General features: G+C 68.3%; 14 protein-coding genes and 1 tRNA gene. 11 read left to right on the top strand and 4 right to left on the bottom strand.

Annotated features, from left to right (window positions below; all coding sequences use genetic code 11):
• Window positions 1-68 precede the first annotated feature (68 nt).
• Window positions 69-2,657: a CocE/NonD family hydrolase gene (locus tag DMB80_RS24850; RefSeq protein ID WP_111512293.1), complete on the top strand. Its 2,589-nt coding sequence runs from the start codon at window positions 69-71 to the stop codon at window positions 2,655-2,657.
• Window positions 2,658-2,670: 13 nt separating this feature from the next.
• Here the strand turns inward: DMB80_RS24850 and DMB80_RS24845 are convergent.
• A tRNA-Arg gene (locus DMB80_RS24845) sits at window positions 2,671-2,743 on the bottom strand.
• Window positions 2,744-2,826: 83 nt separating this feature from the next.
• On the opposite strand from DMB80_RS24845, the gene DMB80_RS24840 reads away from it, so the two are divergent.
• The 5 genes from DMB80_RS24840 (at window position 2,827) to DMB80_RS24820 (ending at window position 10,881) form a co-directional block, all read left to right on the top strand.
• Window positions 2,827-3,261 carry a group I intron-associated PD-(D/E)XK endonuclease gene (locus DMB80_RS24840; protein ID WP_111512292.1) on the top strand — a complete coding sequence of 145 codons (435 nt, stop codon included), beginning with the start codon at window positions 2,827-2,829 and terminating at the stop codon, window positions 3,259-3,261.
• 91 nt (window positions 3,262-3,352) lie between these two features.
• Window positions 3,353-4,840: a wax ester/triacylglycerol synthase family O-acyltransferase gene (locus DMB80_RS24835; RefSeq protein WP_111512298.1), complete on the top strand. Its 1,488-nt coding sequence runs from the start codon at window positions 3,353-3,355 to the stop codon at window positions 4,838-4,840.
• A gap of 17 nt (window positions 4,841-4,857) precedes the next feature.
• Complete coding sequence (locus DMB80_RS24830; RefSeq protein ID WP_111512297.1) at window positions 4,858-6,477, top strand: HAD-IB family hydrolase/lysophospholipid acyltransferase family protein; 1,620 nt, start codon at window positions 4,858-4,860, stop codon at window positions 6,475-6,477.
• A complete protein-coding gene (locus tag DMB80_RS24825) occupies window positions 6,474-8,822 on the top strand; it encodes a glycerol-3-phosphate 1-O-acyltransferase (RefSeq protein ID WP_111512291.1) in 2,349 nt (782 codons plus the stop codon). The genes DMB80_RS24830 and DMB80_RS24825 overlap by 4 nt, the downstream gene beginning before the upstream one ends.
• A gap of 34 nt (window positions 8,823-8,856) precedes the next feature.
• A complete protein-coding gene (locus tag DMB80_RS24820; RefSeq protein WP_111512290.1) occupies window positions 8,857-10,881 on the top strand; it encodes a bifunctional copper resistance protein CopD/cytochrome c oxidase assembly protein in 2,025 nt (674 codons plus the stop codon).
• A 9-nt stretch (window positions 10,882-10,890) separates the two neighbouring features.
• Here the strand turns inward: DMB80_RS24820 and DMB80_RS28435 are convergent, their stop codons facing one another.
• Window positions 10,891-11,781 (bottom strand): allophanate hydrolase-related protein, encoded by an 891-nt coding sequence (locus tag DMB80_RS28435; RefSeq protein ID WP_205538904.1) that lies wholly within the window; start codon window positions 11,779-11,781, stop codon window positions 10,891-10,893.
• A 166-nt stretch (window positions 11,782-11,947) separates the two neighbouring features.
• Between DMB80_RS28435 and DMB80_RS24810 the strand changes: the two genes are divergently transcribed.
• The 5 genes from DMB80_RS24810 (at window position 11,948) to DMB80_RS24790 (ending at window position 20,221) form a co-directional block, all read left to right on the top strand.
• A complete protein-coding gene (locus tag DMB80_RS24810) occupies window positions 11,948-12,430 on the top strand; it encodes a single-stranded DNA-binding protein (RefSeq protein ID WP_111512289.1) in 483 nt (160 codons plus the stop codon).
• A gap of 99 nt (window positions 12,431-12,529) precedes the next feature.
• Window positions 12,530-14,203 (top strand): energy-dependent translational throttle protein EttA, encoded by a 1,674-nt coding sequence (ettA, locus tag DMB80_RS24805; RefSeq protein WP_046365896.1) that lies wholly within the window; start codon window positions 12,530-12,532, stop codon window positions 14,201-14,203.
• A gap of 88 nt (window positions 14,204-14,291) precedes the next feature.
• Complete coding sequence (locus DMB80_RS24800; RefSeq protein WP_162938699.1) at window positions 14,292-19,148, top strand: NAD-glutamate dehydrogenase; 4,857 nt, start codon at window positions 14,292-14,294, stop codon at window positions 19,146-19,148.
• Window positions 19,149-19,166: 18 nt separating this feature from the next.
• The gene (locus DMB80_RS24795) at window positions 19,167-19,583 is read left to right on the top strand and encodes an acyl-CoA thioesterase (protein ID WP_111512288.1); all 417 of its coding nucleotides are present in this window, start codon (window positions 19,167-19,169) and stop codon (window positions 19,581-19,583) included.
• Window positions 19,571-20,221: a DUF8010 domain-containing protein gene (locus DMB80_RS24790; RefSeq protein WP_205538906.1), complete on the top strand. Its 651-nt coding sequence runs from the start codon at window positions 19,571-19,573 to the stop codon at window positions 20,219-20,221. Before DMB80_RS24795 ends, DMB80_RS24790 begins: the two co-directional genes overlap by 13 nt.
• Before the next feature lie 84 nt (window positions 20,222-20,305).
• On the opposite strand, the gene DMB80_RS24785 is transcribed toward DMB80_RS24790, so the two are convergent.
• Complete coding sequence (locus DMB80_RS24785; protein ID WP_046365899.1) at window positions 20,306-20,695, bottom strand: globin; 390 nt, start codon at window positions 20,693-20,695, stop codon at window positions 20,306-20,308.
• Between the two features lie 39 nt (window positions 20,696-20,734).
• Window positions 20,735-20,943, bottom strand: a 209-nt coding sequence (locus DMB80_RS24780) for a response regulator transcription factor (RefSeq protein ID WP_162938698.1), incomplete at its 5' end; no start/stop codon positions are given.

The following is a 20,943-nucleotide window of genomic DNA, read 5'->3' as shown; positions in this document are numbered from 1 at the left end:
CGTTGATCATGGCGTCGTCGGCGTAGTGTCTGCCCCGTTTCCGGTGTTGTGCGACGGAGGTCGGGTTCATGAGTGCTGCAAGCTATATCGGTCGAGTCGGCGGGTTGGCGATCGCCCTGGGAGTGGGGACCGCGATCATCACCGGGCAGGGCGTGGCCTATGCCGACGACACCGGGACGTCCGTCTCGCGCCCGTCCCAGTCCCAGACGGATTCCCCCCGTGGCGACTCGGCCACGCTCGACAAGCGACCGCTGGGCAAGCATCGGAGCACCGAGCGCACGACGTTGTCGGACACCGTCAAAGGTATTGCCGACCGGGTGGCCGAGGAACGGCAGAAGCGCGCCGAGGCCAGAGCGGACGACGCCGACTCGGTTGACGAGTCTCCCCGTAGCAGGGCCGGTGATCGACGCCAGAAGCGTACTGAAACTGTTGATGGTCAACAGGACTCGGCCAAGACCGAGGACGTCTCGGCGCCGGCCGCCGATCCTGAGCCTGCTGCTGCGCAGCCTCGGGTGCTGTCCTGGCTCCAGAGTCCGCGCGCGGTCGCGGGCCGTCAGCAAGCCGCCGAACCGCAGGTGCAGACCACGCTGTGGACTCCTCCCGACCGGGCAGCGCAGGATGCCCCGGCGCGCACCGTCGTGACCGGCCTGCTGACCGCCCTCGACCGGGCGTTCAGTCCCGCGTCGTCGGGGAACGGATCGGCGCCGGTCGGTGGCTCGCTGTCGGATCTGCTACTGCTCGCCGGCGCCCGGCGTGAATCAACACTCGCGGCCATCGACGACTACTCGGTCGGAGTCGTGCAGGGCGTGATCGGCGGCTGCGTCGTCGGCACCACATGCACGACCGCGGACGGCTCGACCTACACCGTCATCGACCGTCCGAGCAACGGCGGCAAGCTGACCCTGGATGTCACGACAGGGGCGTTCCGCTTCCTGCCCTACGCCGACGAGAACGCGACGAACGGGCCGACCGGCACCGAGACGTTCTCGGTGCTCGTCGCTCAGAACACGAAGTTCACCACGGTGATCACCGGTCTCCCGATCGTCGGTTCGTCGCTGATCACACCGGTCGTGCAACGGCTGCAGCAGGCGGGCGTCCTGTCCGGCCTTCTCGGTACCGCTGAGCTGCAGGACATTTCGGTCGACATCACCACGCTGCGCGCGGGTGATCCCATTGCGTTCACCACGTTCGTGACGTCGTGGGACGGCACGAAGATCAGCACCAATTTCTTCCCGGCGCTGGCGGGCTCCCCGGACCTCGGAAACCCGGGCTACGAGACCATCTTCAACGGGCCCGGGTTGGCGCAGCCGGGCGCGACCGATCCGGCCGACCCCTTCGTCTCGACGTTCCGCTCCCTGGGCTACAACGTCGTCACGTGGGATCCCCGCGGCGAATTCGCCTCCGGCGGTGTGCTGCAACTCGACAGCCCGCAGTACGAGGGCCAGGACGTGTCCGAGCTGATCAGCTGGGCGGCGACGCAGAGCGGTGTCCAACTCGACAAGGCCGGCGATCCCACTATGGGCATGGTCGGCGTCTCCTACGGCGGCGGCATCCAATTCGTCACCGCCGCAAGCGATGACAGGGTCGACGCCATCGCGCCGGGGTGGGCCTGGAACACGCTGCCCGATTCGCTGTACCCACACAGCGCGTTCCGCACCTCCTACGCCGGTCTGCTGCTGCTCGGACTGATCGAGACCGGGGCGCGGATCAACCCGCAGATCTACGGCGGCATCCTCACCGGCGCCTCGCTGGGCATCCTCACGCCTGCCCAGATCCAACTGCTGCAGACCAGCGGCCCGGGCCAGACGGTGCGCAACATCGACATCCCCACCCTGATCATCCAGGGCACCGTCGACGTTCTGTTCCCGCTGCATCAGTCACTCATCAACATGGGCTACATGGCCAACAATCCGAACGTGAAGCTGATCTGGTACTGCGGTGGCCACGGCACGTGCCTGCCGGGACAGGGCAACGGCGAGGCCGACGACGTGTGGTTCCTCACCGAGACCGCCGTGTGGATGCAGCGCTACGTCAAGGACCTTCCCATCCCGGCTGACCCGTATGCATTCGAGTGGACCGATCAGAACGGCGACCGGTGGGCATCGGTCACCCGCCCCGCTGCCGACGACTTCTACGACGACGAGAGCAAGGTGCCGACGACGGTGTGGAACACCGGCAAGACGCTGCCGATCATTCCGTTGATCGGTGGGTCCGGCCCGCAGCCGGAGATTCCGTTGCCCTACGGATTGGGTGCAGGTTCGGTGGCGAGCAACGCGGTCACGATTCCGCTCACCAATCCCGCGGGTGAGGCGAACGTCGTCGGTGCGCCGCATGTGGTGATCAATTACAGCGGGCTGGGCAGCAGTCGCCACATCTACGCCCAGGTCGTCGACAAGAGCACCGGACTGGTGGTCGGCAACATCGTCTCGCCGGTGCCGGTGACCCTCAACGGTCGCGATCAGGTCGCCGAGATCGACCTCGAGGACATCGCGTACACGATGACGCCCGGCAGTGACCTGGAGCTGCAGATCTTCACCACCGCAACGCCGTTCCTGAACTTCACGCAGTTCGGCTTCGTGCACATCGACAGCGTGGAGGTGACGCTGCCGACGACGTCGGCGGGCGTGAACCAGGGGCCGAACCTCGTGGCGGTCTAGCAACGGCCGAGAGCGCCCCCGGCAGGGATCGAACCTGCGGCCAACCGCTTAGAAGGCGGTCGCTCTATCCACTGAGCTACGGAGGCAACGCTCGGAGGAGTGTATCGCGCCTACCTAGCTCGACCGATTGATGCATTCGAGGTGCGCTGTCACCTTCTAATCTGGAGGCGTGGCGGGGCACCATACGAAGGACAAAGGCGACTTGGGAATCGCGAAGGTTCACGCGGATCTGGTCGCCAAAGGTTTCACGATTCTGTTTCCTGCCACGGAACATGCCCCCTTCGACTTAGTGGCCTATGGCGCTGGAAGTTTCACACGCCTACAGGTGAAGTATCGCTCGGCGCGATCGGGCGCCGTGAAGGTGCAGTTCCGATCGAGTTGGGCGGATAGGGCGGGCACGCATTCGACCCAAATCGACAAGACCTCAATTGACGCGGTGGCGATCTACTGTCCGGACACAGATCAGTGCTACTACGTCAATCCCCTTGCGCCCGGTTCTTCCGTCACTCTATGCATGGTTTCGAGCAGGAACGGGCAGCGTGCCGGTGTACTTGACGCCTCCGCTTTCCGCGAGTTGCCTCACGGTTGGCCCTGTTCGTCCTGAATTCTGGATTCACGCTCGACTGCCTCGTGGCTGTCGCGCGGAGGCTCTAAAGCCGCTCCGCGTCACAGGGTGGCCGACTAGCGTGGTGGCCATGACTGATCCGCGGGACCTGGACGCGGCTGGACTGCCCGAAGAGCTCAGCCCCCTCGACCAGATCCTGCACCGCGGCGAGGCCAACCCGCGGACGCGCTCCGGCATCCTGACCGTCGAATTGCTCGACACCACTCCCGACTGGAACACCTTCCGCACGCGCTTCGACACCGCGTCCCGCAAAGTGCTGCGGCTGCGCCAGAAGGTCGTGATCCCGACGCTGCCGACCGCGGCCCCACGCTGGGTCGTCGACCCGGACTTCAACCTCGATTTCCACCTCCGCCGCGTTCGGGTCCCCGAGCCGGGCAGCTTCCGGCAGGTGATGGATCTGGCCGAGGTGGCGGCGCAATCACCGCTGGACATCTCCCGCCCGCTGTGGACGGCCACCTTGATCGAAGGGGTGCACGACGGTCAGGCCGCGCTGATGGTGCACCTCAGCCACGCCGTCACCGACGGCGTGGGTGGGGTCGAGATGTTCGCGAATCTGTACGACCTCGAACGTCATCCGCCCGAGCAGCCGGTTCCGCCGCTGCCCATCCCGGCCGATCTGTCTCCCAACGACCTGATGCGCCAGGGACTCAATCGCCTGCCCAGCACGATCGCCGGCGGGGTGCGCGACGCGCTGTTCGGTGCCGCGCAGGCCGTCGGTCACGTCGTGCGCGACCCGGTCTCGCGGCTGGGCAGCGCGGTCGACTACGCGATGTCGGGTGCCCGCGTGATCGGGCCGGTCGCCGATCCGTCCCCACTGCTACGCCGACGTTCCCTGTCGAGCCGCAGCGAGGCCATCGATATCGCGTTCGGTGACCTGCACCGCGCGGCCAAGGCCGCCGGCGGCTCCATCAACGACGCGTATCTCGCGGGTCTGTGCGGAGCGTTGCGGCTTTACCACCAGGCCATGGGCGTTCCGGTCGACACGGTGCCGATGGCTGTGCCGGTGAATCTTCGTTCCGAGGCGGACCCCGCGGGCGGGAACAGGTTCGCCGGCGTCAACCTCGCCGCCCCGATCGGACTCACCGACCCGGCGGTGCGCATCCGTGACATCAGGACGCAGATGACCCGTAAGCGCGACGAGCGCGCGCTCGACATGGTCGGTGCGATCGCACCCGTCGTGTCCCTGCTGCCCGACAGCGTGCTCGAGTCGATGGCCGGGTCGATCGTGAACTCCGACGTGCAGGCCAGCAACGTGCCGGTCTATGCGGGCGACACGTTCATCGCCGGGGCTCAGGTGCTGCGGCAGTACGGCCTCGGCCCGCTTCCCGGAGTGGCGATGATGGTGGTGCTGATCTCCCGCTCCGGCTACTGCACGGTCACCGCGCGCTACGACCGCGCCGCGATCACCGATCCGGCGCTGCTGGCGCGATGTCTGCTGGCAGGCTTCGATGAAGTCCTCGCGCTCGGCGGCGACGGACGTGCCCACCCGGCAACGTTCACCGCCGAGACCTCGACGCCCCTCCATGCCGCCTCGACGAAGGGAAGTGCCGCACAGTGAGCCCTGACAACCCCCAGATGCGCCTACCGGGTTCGGTCGCCGAGATCGAGGCGAGCCCGGAAGGGCCCGAGATCGGCGCGTTCTTCGATCTCGACGGCACCCTGGTCGCAGGGTTCACCGGGGTGGTGATGACGCAGGACCGGCTGCGGCGGCGCCAGATGTCGGTCGGTGAGTTCATCGGGATGGTGCAGGCCGGGCTGAATCATCAACTGGGGCGCTCGGAGTTCGAAGACCTCATCGGCAAGGGTGCCCGGATGCTGCGCGGGAATTCCGTGGACGACATCGACGAGCTGGCCGAACGGCTGTTCGCGCAGAAGATCGTCGGCCGCATCTATCCCGAGATGCGCCAGCTGGTGCGGGCCCACATGGCGCGCGGCCACACCGTGGTGCTCAGCTCGTCGGCGCTCACGGTGCAGGTGGAGCCCGTCGCCCGGTTCCTGGGCATCGAGAACGTGCTGAGCAACAAGTTCGAGACCGACGAGGACGGCTTGATCACCGGCGAGGTGGAGCGGCCGATCATCTGGGGCCCGGGGAAGGCCCGGGCCGTGCAGGAGTTCGCCACCGCCAACGGCGTGGACCTGTCGAAGAGTTACTTCTATGCAGACGGGGACGAGGACGTCGCGCTGATGTACCTCGTCGGCAACCCTCGGCCCACCAACCCCGCGGGCAAGATGGCCGCCGTGGCCGCCAAGCGTGGCTGGCCGATCCTGCGGTTCAGCAGCCGCAGCGGCGCCAACCCGGTCTCGCAGCTGCGCACCGCGGCCGGCATCGCGTCGATGGTTCCGGTGGCGTGGGGTGCGTTGGGCGTCGGGCTGCTGACCCGCAACCGGCGCACCGGTGTCAACTTCTTCACCTCGGTCTTCAGCCGGACGCTGATGACCGCGGTCGGCATCAACCTCAACGTGCTCGGTGAGGAGAACCTGACCGCGCAGCGGCCCGCGGTGTTCATCTTCAACCACCGCAACCAGGCCGACCCGATGATCGCCGGCAGACTCGTCAGCGACAACTTCACCTCGGTGGGCAAGAAGGAACTGGAGAACGACCCGATCGTCGGAACGATGGGCCGGATCATGGACGCCGCGTTCATCGATCGTGACGATCCGCAGAAGGCGGTCGAAGGTCTCAAGAAGGTCGAGGAGCTCGCCCGCAAGGGCGTGTCGATTCTGATCGCGCCCGAGGGCACGCGGTTGGACACCACCGAGGTGGGGGAGTTCAAGAAGGGGCCGTTCCGCATCGCGATGTCGGCGGGCATCCCGATCGTGCCGATCGTGATCCGCAACGCCGAAGTCATCGCGGCCCGCGACTCCAGCACCTTCAACCCGGGCACCGTCGATGTCGTTGTCTATCCGCCCATTCCGGTCGACGGGTGGACCCACGACAACCTGACCGAGCGAATCGCCGAAGTGCGTCAGCTCTACCTGGACACGCTCAAGGACTGGCCGCACGACGAGTTGCCCGAGCCCGAGCTGTACCGCCGCCAGGGCGCGACGGACAAGGCTGCCACGAAGGCGCCGGCCAAGAAGGCGCCGGCCAAGAAGGCCCCGGCCAAGAAGGCCCCGGCCAAAAAGGCGGCAGCCGAGGAAGCTCCGGCCGCGAAGCAGCCCGCGAAGAAGACCGCCGCAAAGGGCCGGCCGTGAAGGTCCGCGCCGCCGACATCACGGCGTTCACGGCTGTCGACGACACCCTGGTCCTCGCGTCGGTGTCGTCGCCGGCGGAAGAGTCGCTGCTCGCCGATTGGCTGCACCAACAGCGCAGTGCGCACCCGGAGAGCAAGATCGAGGTGCTCAAGCTCCCCGCCGACGACGATCCGCCACCGGCTGTCCTCGCCCGGCTCGTCGAGATGCTCGAAGCCGACGAGGACCGCTCGGTCGTCCCGGTGCGCGTCTTCTGGGTGCCCGGCGGATTGCCGACCCGCTCGAAGGTGGTGGCGCTGGTCTCGGGACGAGACACGTACTGCCCGCCGCGGGTGCTACAACGCAGCATCCTCAAGCGTGATCCGTCGCGCGCCCGCGTGGTCGCCGGCGAGCCGGCGAAAGTCTCGGAGCTACGGCAGAACTGGAGTGAGAACACCACCGCCGAAAATCCCAGAGAATTCGCGCGTTTCGTGCTTCGACGGGCGATCCTGGCCATCGAGCGCGTGGAGTTGCGGCTGCTCGGACCCGAGTACAAGTCGCCCCGGCTGATCAAACCCGAGGTGCTCTCGTCGGCGCGGTTCCGGCAGGGGCTCGAGCAGATCCCCGGCGCCACCGTCGAGAAGGCCGGCGAGATGCTCGACGAGTTGGGGACCGGGTGGAGCCGTTTCTCGGTCGACCTGATCCCGTCTCTGGGTAGGGCCATCTTCAGTCGGGGCTTCGACCCGAACATCGACTACGACCGCACCGAGGTCGAGGCGATGCGTCACGCGCTCGAGGCCCACCCGGCCGTCTTGCTGTTCTCGCACCGCTCCTATCTCGACGGTGCGATCGTGCCCGTCGCGATGCAGGAGAACCGACTCCCGCCGGTGCACACCTTCGCGGGCATCAATCTGTCGTTCGGCGCGATGGGACCGCTGATGCGCCGCTCCGGCGTGATCTTCCTGCGCCGCAAACTCGACGACCCGCTGTACAAGTACGTGCTGCGCCAATTCGTCGGCTACATCGTCGAGAAGCGCTTCAACCTCGCCTGGGCGATCGAGGGCACCCGGTCGCGCACCGGAAAGATGTTGCCGCCCAAACTCGGTCTGCTCGCCTACGTCGCCGACGCGTACCTCGACGGCCGTAGCGACGACATCTTGCTGCAGCCGGTGTCGATCAGCTTCGACCAACTGCACGAGACCGCCGAGTACGCGTCCTATGCGCGGGGCGGAGAGAAGACCCCCGAGGGGCTGTCCTGGCTCGTCAATTACATTCGCGCGCAAGGGGAACGCAACTACGGGAAGATCTACGTCCGATTCCCGCGCGCAGTGTCGATGCGCGAGTACCTCGGCGAGCCGCACGGCCCGATGACCACCGACGAGGCCGCCAAACGCCTTGCCCTGCAGAAGATGGCGTTCGAAGTGGCGTGGCGCATCGTGCAGGTGACCCCGGTCAACGCGACCGCCTTGGTGTCGGCGCTGCTGCTGGCCACCCGCGGTGTCGCACTCACCCTCGACCAGTTGCACCACACGCTGGGCGATTCGCTGGACTACCTCGAGCGCAAACAGACCCCGATGACCAACAGCGCGTTGCGGTTACGTACCCCCGACGGTGTTCGTGCCGCCCTGGACGCGCTCTCGGGCGGGCACCCGGTGACTCGTGTGGACGGTGGCCGCGAGACCGTGTGGTACATCGCGCCGCAGGACGAGCTCGAGGCGGCGTTCTACCGCAACTCGCTGATCGACGCGTTCCTCGAGACGTCACTGGTCGAACTGGCGTTGGCGTATGCCGCCCGCAGCGACGGCGACCGGGTCCAGGCGTTCTGGACGCAGGTGATGCATCTGCGCGATCTGTTGAAGTTCGACTTCTACTTCGCCGACTCCGCGGCGTTCCGCGCGCACGTGGCGGAGGAGATGTCCTGGCACGACGACTGGGAGAGCGACGTCGCCGCGGGCGGCGAGCGGATCGACGCCGTGCTGCGGGTCAAGCGGCCGACGATCGCCGGTCCGCTGCTGCGGCCTTTCTTCGAGGCGTACCAGATCGTCGCCGACGCGCTGATCGACGCCCCCGCCGACATCTCGGAAAAGGACCTCACCGCCAAGGCGCTGGGGCTGGGTCGGCAGTACGTGGCGCAAGGGCGAGTCCAGAGCAACGAGTCGGTGTCGGCGCTGCTGTTCACCACCGCGCGCCAGGTCGCTGCCGACCACCATCTGCTCGAGCCGGCTGCCGATCTCGAAGAGCGGCGCACAGCCTTCCGTAACGAGTTGCGCGGCATCCTGGCCGACATGAACACCGTCGACCGGTACGCCCGCAAGCAGTTCGTCGCGCGGGAGCGCAGCCGCCGCCAGCTGCGCGAGCGGGCGGTGTGATGGGTCACCCGCGGGCAGGTCATACGCTGGACGCATGACTCTCGCCGGCTCCGCCGCGCCCGTGCGGGCGCGCCGCGCCTCGGTGTGGCCGCTGCTCTACGGTGTCGCGGTGCTGGCGGGTATGACCGCGGCGGCGCTGTCGGCGCTGTCGCTGGCCGATGCGCTCACCGCGACCGGCCTGCCGGACCCGGGTCCCGTGACCACCTACGGACTGCCGTTCGTCAAGGCGGCCGGCGAGATCGCCGCAGTGATCGCGACCGGGTCGTTCCTGTTCGCGGCGTTCCTGGTGCCGCCGCAGGCGACCGGGGTCCTCGACGTCGACGGGTACCGGGCGTTGCGGGTCGGCACCGCCGCGGCGGCGTTGTGGACCGTGTGCGCGGTGCTGATGGTTCCGCTGACCGTCTCGGACATCAGCGGTCAGCCCCTGATGACGCGGCTGAGCCCGGCCGACATCTGGTCGGTGGCCGACCTCATCGACATCGCAGGTGCCTGGCGGTGGACCGCACTGTTCGCTGCTGTCGTGACCGTGGTCAGCATCCCGGTGTTGCGCTGGTCGTGGACGCCGGTGCTCTTCGCCGGGTCGCTAATGACGTTGCTTCCGCTGGCCCTGACCGGACACTCGTCCTCGGGCGGATCACACGACATCGCGACCAACAGCCTCCTGGTGCACCTGATCGCCGGCGCGGTGTGGGCCGGGGGACTGCTGGCACTTCTGGTGCACGCGTTGCGTGGCGGCACCGGAGTGCACGATCACCTGGCCGCGCGACGCTTCTCGGCGGTGGCGCTGTGGTGCTTCGTCGCGATGGCGTTCAGCGGTGTCATCAACGCGCTGGTGCGGGTGCGTCCGGAGGACCTCGTCCACACCCGGTACGGCTGGTTGCTACTCGCCAAGTCAGCTGCGCTCGTGACCCTGGGAATCCTCGGGTGGCAGCAGCGTCGCCGCGGAGTCGCCGCGTTGGCCGCCGATCGGCCGGAACGCGGCGCGCTGATCCGGCTGGCGCTGGTGGAAGCGGTGGTCTTCGGGCTGACCTTCGGGGTGGCCGTCGCCCTCGGGCGGACTCCACCGCCGCCACCGCTGGAGACCAATCTGTCCATCCCCGCGGTCGAGATCGGCTACGACCTGGCCGGCCCGCCGACGGTGGCCCGCCTCCTGTTCGACTGGCGGTTCGACCTGGTCTTCGGCACCGCCGCGGTGCTGTTCGCCGGGCTGTACCTGGCCGGGGTCCGGAGGTTGCGCCGGCGGGGCGACGCGTGGCCGGCCGGCAGGGTGGTGGCCTGGCTGCTGGGCTGCCTGCTGCTGCTGTTCACGACGTCGTCGGGCCTCGGCCGCTACATGCCGGCGATGTTCAGCATGCACATGATCGCGCACATGCTGCTGTCCATGCTGGTGCCGATCCTGCTGGTGCTCGGCGCCCCGGTCACGCTGGCGCTGCGAGCGTTGCCGGCCGCCGGCCGGGGTGCCCCGCCGGGCCTGCGGGAGTGGCTGCTCGCGGCGCTGCATTCGCGGGTGTCGCGGGTGCTGACCAATCCGTTCGTGGCGACAGCTCTGTTCATCGTCGGCTTCTACGGGCTCTACTTCGGCGGCATCTTCGACGCCGTGGTCGGCAGCCACGCCGCGCACCTGGCGATGAACGTGCACTTCCTGCTCAGCGGCTACCTCTTCTACTGGGTCGTGATCGGCGTCGACCCGACACCGCGGCCGTTGCCGCCGATCGCCAAGCTCGCCATGGTGTTCGCCTCACTCCCGCTGCACGCGTTCTTCGGCGTCGTGCTGATGGGGACCAACACCGCGATCGGGGGCGACTTCTACCGGTCCCTGGCCCTGCCCTGGCACACCGACCTGCTGGCCGACCAACGTCTGGGCGGGGCCATCGCCTGGGCGGCCGGCGAGGTGCCGCTCGTGGTGGTGTTGATCGCGCTGTTCGTGCAGTGGCGGCGCACCGACGACAGGACCGCCCGCCGTCTCGACCGCGCCGCCGACCGCGACGACGATGCGGACCTGGCCGCCTACAACGCGATGCTCGCCGAGCTGGCGCGCCGCGACCGCGCCGACAGCTGACTCTCGCGACTACACCGCCCCGGCGGCGACCGCGGCGGGCCAGCTTCCGTACGCGGTGACGTCCACGCCGGCGGCGGCGGACGCATCGCAGCCGAACCCCGTACGCCAGGACCCGTCGGCGCACTCGACCTTGCCCAGCTGCATCGGCGGCGGCAGCGCCACCAGGAATCGGCCCAGCGCAGCCGCCGACATCAGCCACCGCTGCCCGTACAGCGCCGCCCCGGTGGCGCCCTCGGCCACCCGACTGACCGCGGGCTTGGTGGGGGAGGACGGCACCACCGTCATGCGGTAGCGCGGGGCAGTCGTGATCTCCCCGGCCCAGCGCGCGCCGAGGTCGGTCAGCTGGTGGGCCAGCGGTCCGCCCCGCAGATGTGCGCCGAAGACCACCAACTCGACCGGGCCTGCGACGGCGAGCGGCCACACGTCGGTCCACTCACGTCCCAGCAGTGCGGCGGCGAGGTCGAGCGCGACGGCGTCGTCGAAAGGACGGGCCAGCACCCAGACAGAGGTGTCGGCCACGCGTACCGCGACGCCGCAGAAGTCGCCGTGGCGCAACTCGGTCGTCACGATCGCGTCCATCCCGTCGGGCACGGCGGTCGGCAAATCGGGCAGTGAGTGGATCGTCGGTAGTGCCCGGCGCACCTCGGCCGGCAGCGCCGAGCCGGCGCCGATGACCGCGTCCGGGGGCGCGGCGAACCGGACGTCGGCCGGCCAACGACCGCGGTGTGGGTCCGCCGCGAGTGCCGGCATCGCCCGGTCGGCTGTGTCCAGGTCCGGCGCCAGAACCACGACCGGGTCGGGAACCACCGCCGCGGTCGGCATGATGCCGACGGCGTCCGGCGGTACCTGCATGCGAGGGACGAGGCGTGCCCCGGGCAGGGAGGTCAGGTCGGCGGCCATCCGCCCAACTTAAGGCCGTCATCCCCAGAGCGCGTTTCATCCACAGCCTTGCCGCTCGGCGAGCCCGGGAGCGGCCGCGGTGTCGGTACCTCCGCCGTCAATGGACGTGTCATCGACGGCGCGGGCGCCGTGCCCGTGCCGCAGCCTCGAGAGAAAGAGAACCACCATGTTCGAGACACCGATCACCGTCGTCGGCACCATCGTCACCAGCCCCGAGCGCCGCTGGGTCGGCGACCAGGAACTGTTCAAGTTCCGCGTCGCGAGCAACTCGCGCCGCCGCACCGCCGACGGCACGTGGGAGCCGGGCAACTCGCTCTACGCGACGGTCAACTGCTGGGGGCGCCTGGTCACCGGCGTCGGTGCGGGCCTGGGGAAGGGAGACGCGGTGATCGTTGTCGGCAACGTGTACACCAGCGAATACGAAGACCGCGACGGCAACCGCCGCTCGTCGCTGGAGATCAGGGCCACCTCCGTGGGTCCGGACCTGGCGCGGTGCATCGCCCGCATCGACAAGCGCAGGCACTCCGAGCAGCCCGCCGAGTCGGGCCCTGAGAGCGGTTCCGACACCGACACCGACACCGCGAACAGCGACGGGCCATCCACGGAGGCGAGCGCCGACGACAGCGACGCACTGGCGCTCAGCGCGTAGCGCCGAACGCCGCCACCCTCACCCGGCATCGTGGCCGCGCCTAGGATGGGCCCGGGCTCTCGCAGATCGCGACGACCTGAGAAAGGCGATATCAGAGGCATGGCCGAATTCATCTACACGATGCGGAAGGTCCGCAAGGCGCACGGCGACAAGGTCATCCTTGACGACGTCACCCTGAATTTCCTTCCGGGCGCGAAGATCGGCGTCGTCGGCCCCAACGGGGCCGGTAAGTCGAGCGTCTTGCGGATCATGGCCGGTTTGGACCAGCCCAACAACGGCGACGCGTTCCTGGCGCCGGGCGCCACCGTGGGCATCCTCATGCAGGAACCCCAGCTCGACGAGACCAAGACCGTTCGCGAGAACGTCGAAGAGGGCGTGGCCATCAAGGCCAAACTCAACCGGTACAACGAGGTCGCCGAGCTGATGGCGACCGACTACACCGATGAGCTCATGGAAGAGATGGGCGCGCTGCAGGAGGAGCTCGACGCCGCCGACGCGTGGGACATCGACAGCCAGCTCGAGCAGGCCATGGACGCGCTGCGCTGCCCGCCCGCCGACGAGCCGGTGACCCACCTCTCCGGTGGTGAGAAGCGCCGCGTCGCGCTGTGCAAGCTGCTGCTGTCCAAGCCGGATCTGCTGCTGCTCGACGAGCCGACCAACCACCTCGACGCCGAGAGCGTGCTGTGGCTCGAGCAGCACCTCGCCGAGTACCAGGGCGCGATCCTGGCCGTCACGCACGACCGGTACTTCCTGGACAACGTCGCCGAGTGGATCCTCGAACTCGACCGCGGCCGCGCCTACCCATACGAGGGCAACTACTCGACCTACCTGGAGAAGAAGGCCGAGCGCATCGCCGTGCAGGGCCGCAAGGACGCCAAACTGCAGAAGCGACTCAAGGACGAACTGGAGTGGGTGCGTTCGGGCGCCAAGGCCCGGCAGGCCAAGAGCAAGGCCCGTCTCTCCCGGTACGAGGAGATGGTCGCCGAGGCCGAGAAGACCCGCAAGCTCGACTTCGAGGAGATCCAGATCCCCGTCGGCCCGCGGCTGGGCAACGTCGTGGTGGAGGTCGAACACCTCGACAAGGGCTTCGACGGCAGACAACTGATCAAAGACCTGTCGTTCACCTTGCCGCGCAACGGCATCGTCGGCGTGATCGGACCCAACGGTGTCGGCAAGACCACGCTGTTCAAGACGATCGTCGGACTCGAGCAGCCCGACAGCGGGACCGTCAAGGTCGGTGAAACGGTCAAGCTGAGCTACGTCGACCAGAGCCGCGCCGGTATCGACCCCAAGAAGACCGTCTGGGAGGTGGTCTCGGACGGCCTGGACTACATCGAGGTGGGCCAGAACGAGATCCCGTCGCGCGCCTACGTGTCGGCCTTCGGCTTCAAAGGCCCGGACCAGCAGAAGCCCGCGGGCGTGCTCTCCGGCGGTGAACGCAACCGGCTGAATCTGGCGCTGACGCTCAAAGAGGGCGGCAACCTGATCCTGCTCGACGAGCCCACCAACGATCTCGACGTCGAGACGCTGAGCTCGCTGGAGAACGCGCTGCAGCAGTTCCCCGGATGCGCCGTGGTCATCTCCCACGACCGGTGGTTCCTGGACCGCACCTGCACGCACATCCTGGCGTGGGAAGGTGACACCGACAACGAGGCCAAATGGTTCTGGTTCGAGGGCAACTTCGGCGGTTACGAGGAGAACAAGGTCGAGCGGCTCGGCGCCGAGGCAGCCCGTCCGCACCGGGTCACCCACCGCAAGCTCACGCGGGGATAGTCTCGTCGTGCGGACCACGTGACCGACCGCTCCTGCGGCCGGTCGCAGCCAACGGCGGCCGGTGCGCATGTGACTGGAGGAGCGGCGGATGTCGTTGAATCCCGGTGCGATCGGGGCGGCGGAGAAGCACCTGACCCCTGAGGTGATCGATCGTCTGATCCCCGCGTACCTGCAGACCTATCGGGGTCCTCACGGCGGTGCGCCCGGCTCGGAAGGCGCCGTCACGGGCCCGTTGCGGCGCCCGTCGGACGGCTCCGAGGCGATGGTCGAAGCGCAGTACCGGTTGGGCCGCCAGCGCTCCGCCGGAGCAACGCTGGTCGCCGTCTACGGCGCCGACGAGCCCGGCGGGTTCGGTCCGGCGCTGCAGGTGATCACCGACAACGCGGCGATGCTGATGGACTCGGTGACGGTGCTGCTGCACCGCGTCGGGGTCGCCTACAAGGCGATCATGAACCCGGTCTTCCGGGTGCGCCGCGGCGCGGGCGGCGAACTACTCGACATCGTGCCGTCCTCGGAGGCGACGTTCGGCGACGGTGTCGACGAGACGTGGGTGCACGTCCAACTCTCCAGCGCGGTCGATCGGCGCGCGCTCGCCGAGGCCGAACGCCTGCTGCCGCGCGTGCTGGCCGACGCCCGCCAGGTAGCGCTGGACTCGCAGAGCATGGGCGCCACGCTGCGCGGGCTCGCCGCCGAACTCGACAGCGACACCGGTCGGCGCTTTCCCAGTGCCGACCGCAAGGACGTCGCGGCGCTGCTGCGCTGGCTCGCCGATGGGCACTTCGTGCTGCTGGGCTACCAGCGCTGCCCCGTGCGCGACGGGCAGGCCACCGTCGATGCTGCCAGCCGGCTCGGAGTGTTGCGGTTGCGCCAGGACGTGCTTCCGCAGCTGACCAACAAGGACGAACTGCTCGCGTTGGCTCAGGCGACGATCCCGAGCTTCCTGCGCTACGGCGCCTACCCGCAGATCGTGGTCGTGCGCGAGCAGGCCGGGGACGGGGCTGACTCCACAGCGATCGAGCACCGCTTCGTCGGACTGTTCACCGTCGCCGCGATGAACGCCAACGTGCTCGAGATCCCGTTGATCTCGCGGCGGGTCAACGACGCGCTCGCGATGGCGCACCGCGACCCCAGCCACCCGGGTCAACTGTTGCTCGACATCATCCAGACCATCCCGCGCTCGGAACTGTTCGCGCTGTCGGCACGCGCGCTGCTCGACATGGCGATGGCAGTCGTCGACCTCGGCTCGCGCCGCCGCACCCTGCTGTTCATGCGGGCCGATCCGCTGGCTCACTTCGTCTCCTGCCTGGTGTATCTGCCGCGAGACCGCTACACCACCGCCGTGCGCCTGGAGATGCAGGACATCCTGGTGCGCGAGCTCGGCGGGGTGAGCATCGACTACTCTGCGCGGGTCAGCGAATCACCCTGGGCGCTGGTGCATTTCACGGTCCGACTGCCCGAGGGGTCGCGCGTCGCCGATGTCGACGTGTCCGACGAGAACGAATCGCGCATCCAGGATCTGCTCACCGAGGCCGCGCGCACCTGGGCCGACCGGATGCTCGGTGCGGTCCGGACGGCGTCGACCGACCAGACCATCGCCGAGCACTACGCCGCGGCGTTCCCCGAGGTCTACAAGCAGGCCGTCACGCCGCTGCACGCCCTGGCCGACATCGAGATCATCGAGCAGCTGGAGGACAACTCCGTCAAGCTGGTGCTCGACGACACCGAGAACACCGCCGTCGACGGCATCTCGACGTTGATCTGGTACCTCGGCGGGCAGTCGGCGTCGCTGAGCCGGTTGCTTCCGATGCTGCAGTCGATGGGCGTGACGGTGCTCGAGGAGCGCCCGTTCACCGTCACCCGGCCCGACGGCCTGCCGGTGTGGATCTATCAATTCAAGGTGTCGCCGCACCACGGCATTCCGATGACCGGCCCCGGACCGGAACGGCACGCTACGGCAGAGCGGTTCGCCGACGCCGTCACCGCGATCTGGCATGGCAACTGCGAGATCGACCGGTTCAACGAGCTGGTGCTGCGGGCCGGTCTGACGTGGCAGCAGGTGACGGTGCTGCGGGCGTACGCGAAATACCTGAAGCAGGCAGGCTTCTCGTACAGTCAGTCCCACATAGAGGACGTGCTGAACAACAACGCGGATACGGCCCGCTCGCTGGTCGAACTGTTCGAGGCATTGTTTTGTCCGTCCGAGAACCAGACGGGCGTCCGCCGCGACGCCCAGGCTGCCGCTGCCGCAGTGGCAGCGGACATCGATGCGCTGGTCAGCCTCGACACCGACCGGGTGCTGCGGGCGTTCGCGTCGATGATGCAGGCGACGTTGCGCACGAACTACTTCGTCACCCGCGCGGGATCGGCGCGGGAACGCAATGTCCTGTCACTGAAGATGAACTCAGAGCTGATCGACGAATTGCCGCTGCCGCGGCCCAAATTCGAGATCTTCGTGTACTCGCCGCGGGTCGAAGGTGTGCACCTGCGCTTCGGGTTCGTCGCCCGCGGCGGGCTCCGCTGGTCGGACCGGCGGGAGGACTTCCGTACCGAGATCCTCGGCCTGGTCAAGGCGCAGGCGGTGAAGAACGCGGTGATCGTGCCGGTCGGCGCCAAGGGCGGTTTCGTCGTCAAGAGGCCGCCGGCGCCCACCGGTGATGCCGCCGTCGACCGTGACGCCACCCGCGAGGAGGGCGTGGCCTGCTACCGCCTGTTCATCGCCGGGCTGCTCGACCTGACCGACAACGTCGACAAGTCGTCGGGGGCGATCGTCACCCCCGAGGGTGTGGTGCGCCGCGACGGCGACGACGCCTATCTCGTCGTCGCGGCCGACAAGGGCACCGCGACGTTCTCGGACATCGCCAACGACGTCGCCAAGTCCTACGGCTTCTGGCTGGGCGACGCGTTCGCCTCGGGCGGCTCGGTCGGCTACGACCACAAGGCGATGGGCATCACCGCCAAGGGTGCCTGGGAGTCGGTGAAGCGCCACTTCCGTGAGATGGGAATCGACACGCAGAGTGAAGATTTCACCGTCGTCGGCGTGGGGGACATGAGCGGCGATGTGTTCGGCAACGGCATGCTGCTCTCCGAGCACATCCGACTCCTCGCCGCGTTCGACCATCGGCACATCTTCATCGATCCCGACCCCGATGCCGCGCGGTCGTGGCAGGAGCGCAAGCGCCTGTTCGATCTGCCGCGCTCGTCGTGGGAGGACTACGACGCCTCGCTGATCAGCCGCGGTGGCGGCGTCTACAGCCGCGAGCAGAAGTCGATCCCGATCAGCGCGGAGGCTCGCGCGGCGCTGGGCATCGACGACGGTGTGACCGAGTTGACGCCGCCCGCTCTGATGCGGGCGATCCTGAAGGCGCCGGCGGACCTGCTGTTCAACGGGGGCATCGGCACCTACGTCAAGGCCGAGACCGAGTCCGATGTGGGCGACCGGGCCAACGACGCGGTGCGCGTCAACGGAAACCAGGTGCGCGCCAAGGTGATCGGCGAGGGCGGCAACCTCGGTGTGACGTCGCTGGGCCGTATCGAGTTCGACCTCGTCGGCGGCCGAATCAACACCGACGCGCTGGACAACTCCGCGGGCGTCGACTGCTCCGACCACGAGGTGAACATCAAGATCCTCATCGACTCGCTGGTCACCGCCGACAAGGTGACCGCCGAGGATCGCACCGACCTGTTGCTGTCGATGACCGACGAGGTGGGCCGACTCGTCCTGGTGGACAACGAAAGTCAGAACGATCTGATGGGCACCAGTCGCGCGAACGCCGCCAGCATGCTGTCGGTGCACGCGCGGATGATCAAGGACTTCGTCGACGAGCGTGGCCTCAATCGCGAACTGGAGGCGCTGCCGTCGGAGAAGGAGGTCCGCCGCCGCGCCGAAGCCGGGATCGGTCTGACCTCACCGGAATTGGCGACGCTGATGGCGCACGTCAAGCTCGCACTCAAAGACGATCTGCTCGCCGGTGATCTGCCCGATCAGGAGGTGTTCGCGTCTCGGCTGCCGTCGTACTTCCCGACGACGCTGCGGGAGCGCTTCGCCACCGAGATCCGATCCCATCAGCTGCGCCGCGAGATCGTCGCGACGATGCTCGTCAACGACGTGGTCGACACCGCAGGCATCTCGTTCGCCTACCGCGTCGCCGAGGACGTCGGGGTCTCGTCGGTCGACGCGGTGCGCAGCTTCGTCGCCGTCGACGCGATCTTCGGGGTCGGGCAGGTGTGGCGGCGAATCCGCGCCGCCGGCGTCGACGGCGTATCGGTGGCCGTGACCGACCGGATGACGCTGGACCTGCGGCGGCTGATCGACCGTGCCGCCCGTTGGCTGCTGAACTACCGGCCGCAGCCGCTGGCGGTGGGTGCCGAGATCAACCGCTTCGCCGACAAGGTCGCGGCGCTGACCCCGCAGATGTCGGAGTGGTTGCGTGGCGACGACCGGGCGATCGTGATGAAAGAGGCCGGCGAGTTCAGCGGGCAGGGCGTGTCCGAGGAGCTGGCGTTCCAGGTGGCCACCGGCCTGTACCAGTTCAGCCTGCTCGACGTCATCGACGTCGCCGACATCGTCGACCGCGACCCGGCCGAGGTGGCCGACACCTACTTCGCGCTGATGGATCATCTCGGTACCGACGGCCTGCTCACCGCGGTGTCCCGGCTGTCCCGGGATGATCGCTGGCATTCGTTGGCGCGGTTGGCGATTCGTGATGACATCTACGGCTCGCTGCGCGCGCTGAGCTTCGATGTCCTGGCCGTCGGCGAGCCCGAGGAGAACGGCGAGGAGAAGATCGCCGAGTGGGAGCTCACCAACAACAACCGGGTCACCCGCGCCCGTCGCACGTTGACCGAGTTGTACGAAAGTGGTGAGCACGACCTGGCGACTCTGTCGGTGGCGGCTCGCCAGATCCGCAGCATGACCAGGACGAGTGGAACGGGAACTTCGGGGTGATTCAGGGATGACACAGAGGTGACACAGCAGGGCTTCACGGCGTCGGTGCACGTGCGCTGGTCGGACATCGACATGTACCAGCACATCAACCACGCGACGATGGTCACGATCCTCGAAGAGGCGCGAATTCCGTTCCTGCGGGAGCCATTCGAAGCGGATATCACCACGATCGGTCTGCTCATCGCCGATGTGAAGATCGCCTACAAGGCGCAGCTGCGGCTGATCGACTCGCCGCTGCAGGTGACGATGTGGACCGCCCGGGTGCGCTCGGTCGATTTCACGGTCGCCTACGAGGTGCGCAGTGTCGGCGCCGCGCCCGATTCCCGACCCGCCGTCATCGCCGAGACCCAGCTGGCCGCGGTGCACATCGAGGAGCAACGGCTGCAACGACTCTCGGCTGCGCAGCGGGAGTATCTGCAGCACTGGGCCCGATGAGCGAACGCGGTCTCTGGCTCGACCCCGCGCACCGGGACGACCTCGCGGCTTTCGCCGAGCGTGCCCGCGGCGTGGACGAGGCCGCGGTGGTACGGCTACGCGAGCGCCCGGGCGGTCTGGTGGCGGCCTGGGTCTCCACCGGGTTCGACGTGCTGGCCAGCCGGACGGTCGGGGGACGGCTGCGGCCGGCCGACCTGTCCGTCGCGGCCGACGCGCTGCTGACCGGGCTCGCGGCGATGACGCCGGACGGCTACGTGGACCCGGGGTTCGCGATGGACTCGGCGTGGCGGGGCGCCCTGCCCCCCGAGACCGGATTCGTCCACCTCGATGACGTCCCCGCCCGCGAGGTGTTCGCGCTGGCCCAGCGCGGCACGGCCTTGGCCCGCGAGCACACCGGTGGGCACGGCCCGCCCACGTCGCTGCTCGACCAGGACGTGGTCGAGGTTGCTTCGGGGGAGCAGCGGGTCGGCGTCCCGATGCGCTGTGTGTTCGCGCTGACCGCGATGGGCTTCGTCCCCGACGGTGCGGGTGACGACGAGGTCGTGCGGGTGCGCACGACGGCGACGTGGTTGCGGGTCGACGCGCGCTTCGGGACGGTGTACCGCCGCCGCGGCGACCCGGCCGTGGTCCTGCACTGACGTTTCCCCGCGACCAGACGCGAACTCGAGTAATTCTCGGGCGAGTCACTCGAGTTCGTGTCTGGTCGCCGGGAGAAACGTGGGTCAGAACGGGGAGTTCACCATCGACTGGGCGGCCATCTCCAGGTACGCGAGCAGTTCACCGCGATGCGCGTCGTCGAGGGTCTGGGAATCGATCTCGGCGACCGCGGTGTGCATACAGCGCAACCAGGCATCACGCTCGAGATAGCCGATCCGGAACGGCGCGTGCCGCATCCGCAGCCGGGGATGGCCGCGCTGCTCGGAATAGGTGCGTGGCCCGCCCCAGTACTGCTCGAGGAACAGCAGCAGCCGCTCCTCGGCCGCCTCCAGTTCGTCCTCGGGGTAGAGCGGACGCAGGATCTCGTCGTCGCGCACCTGCTCGTAGAACCGTGACACGATCCGCTGGAACGTCTCGTGGCCGCCGACCGCGTCGTAGAACGATTGTTGATCCATCACCGCCCATTGTGGGCCATGCCCGAGGGTGGCCGACGGTCAGGACTTCCTGCGGATCAGCCGGGCCAGTTCGTCGCGGTCGGCGACGTCGAGTTTGAAGCAGGCGCGGTACACGTGGCCCTCGACGGTGCGCACCGACAGCGTCAGCGCCTCGGCCACCTCACGGTTGGACAGGCCCGCCGACACGAGCTCGGCGATCTCGCGCTCCCGCGGGGTCAAGGGCAGGGGGCGGGCGGCGGTCTTGATGG

This window comes from Mycobacterium kyogaense, assembly GCF_003254575.1.
GTDB lineage: Bacteria > Actinomycetota > Actinomycetes > Mycobacteriales > Mycobacteriaceae > Mycobacterium > Mycobacterium kyogaense.
This window is presented reverse-complemented; position numbering and strand designations above follow the sequence as displayed.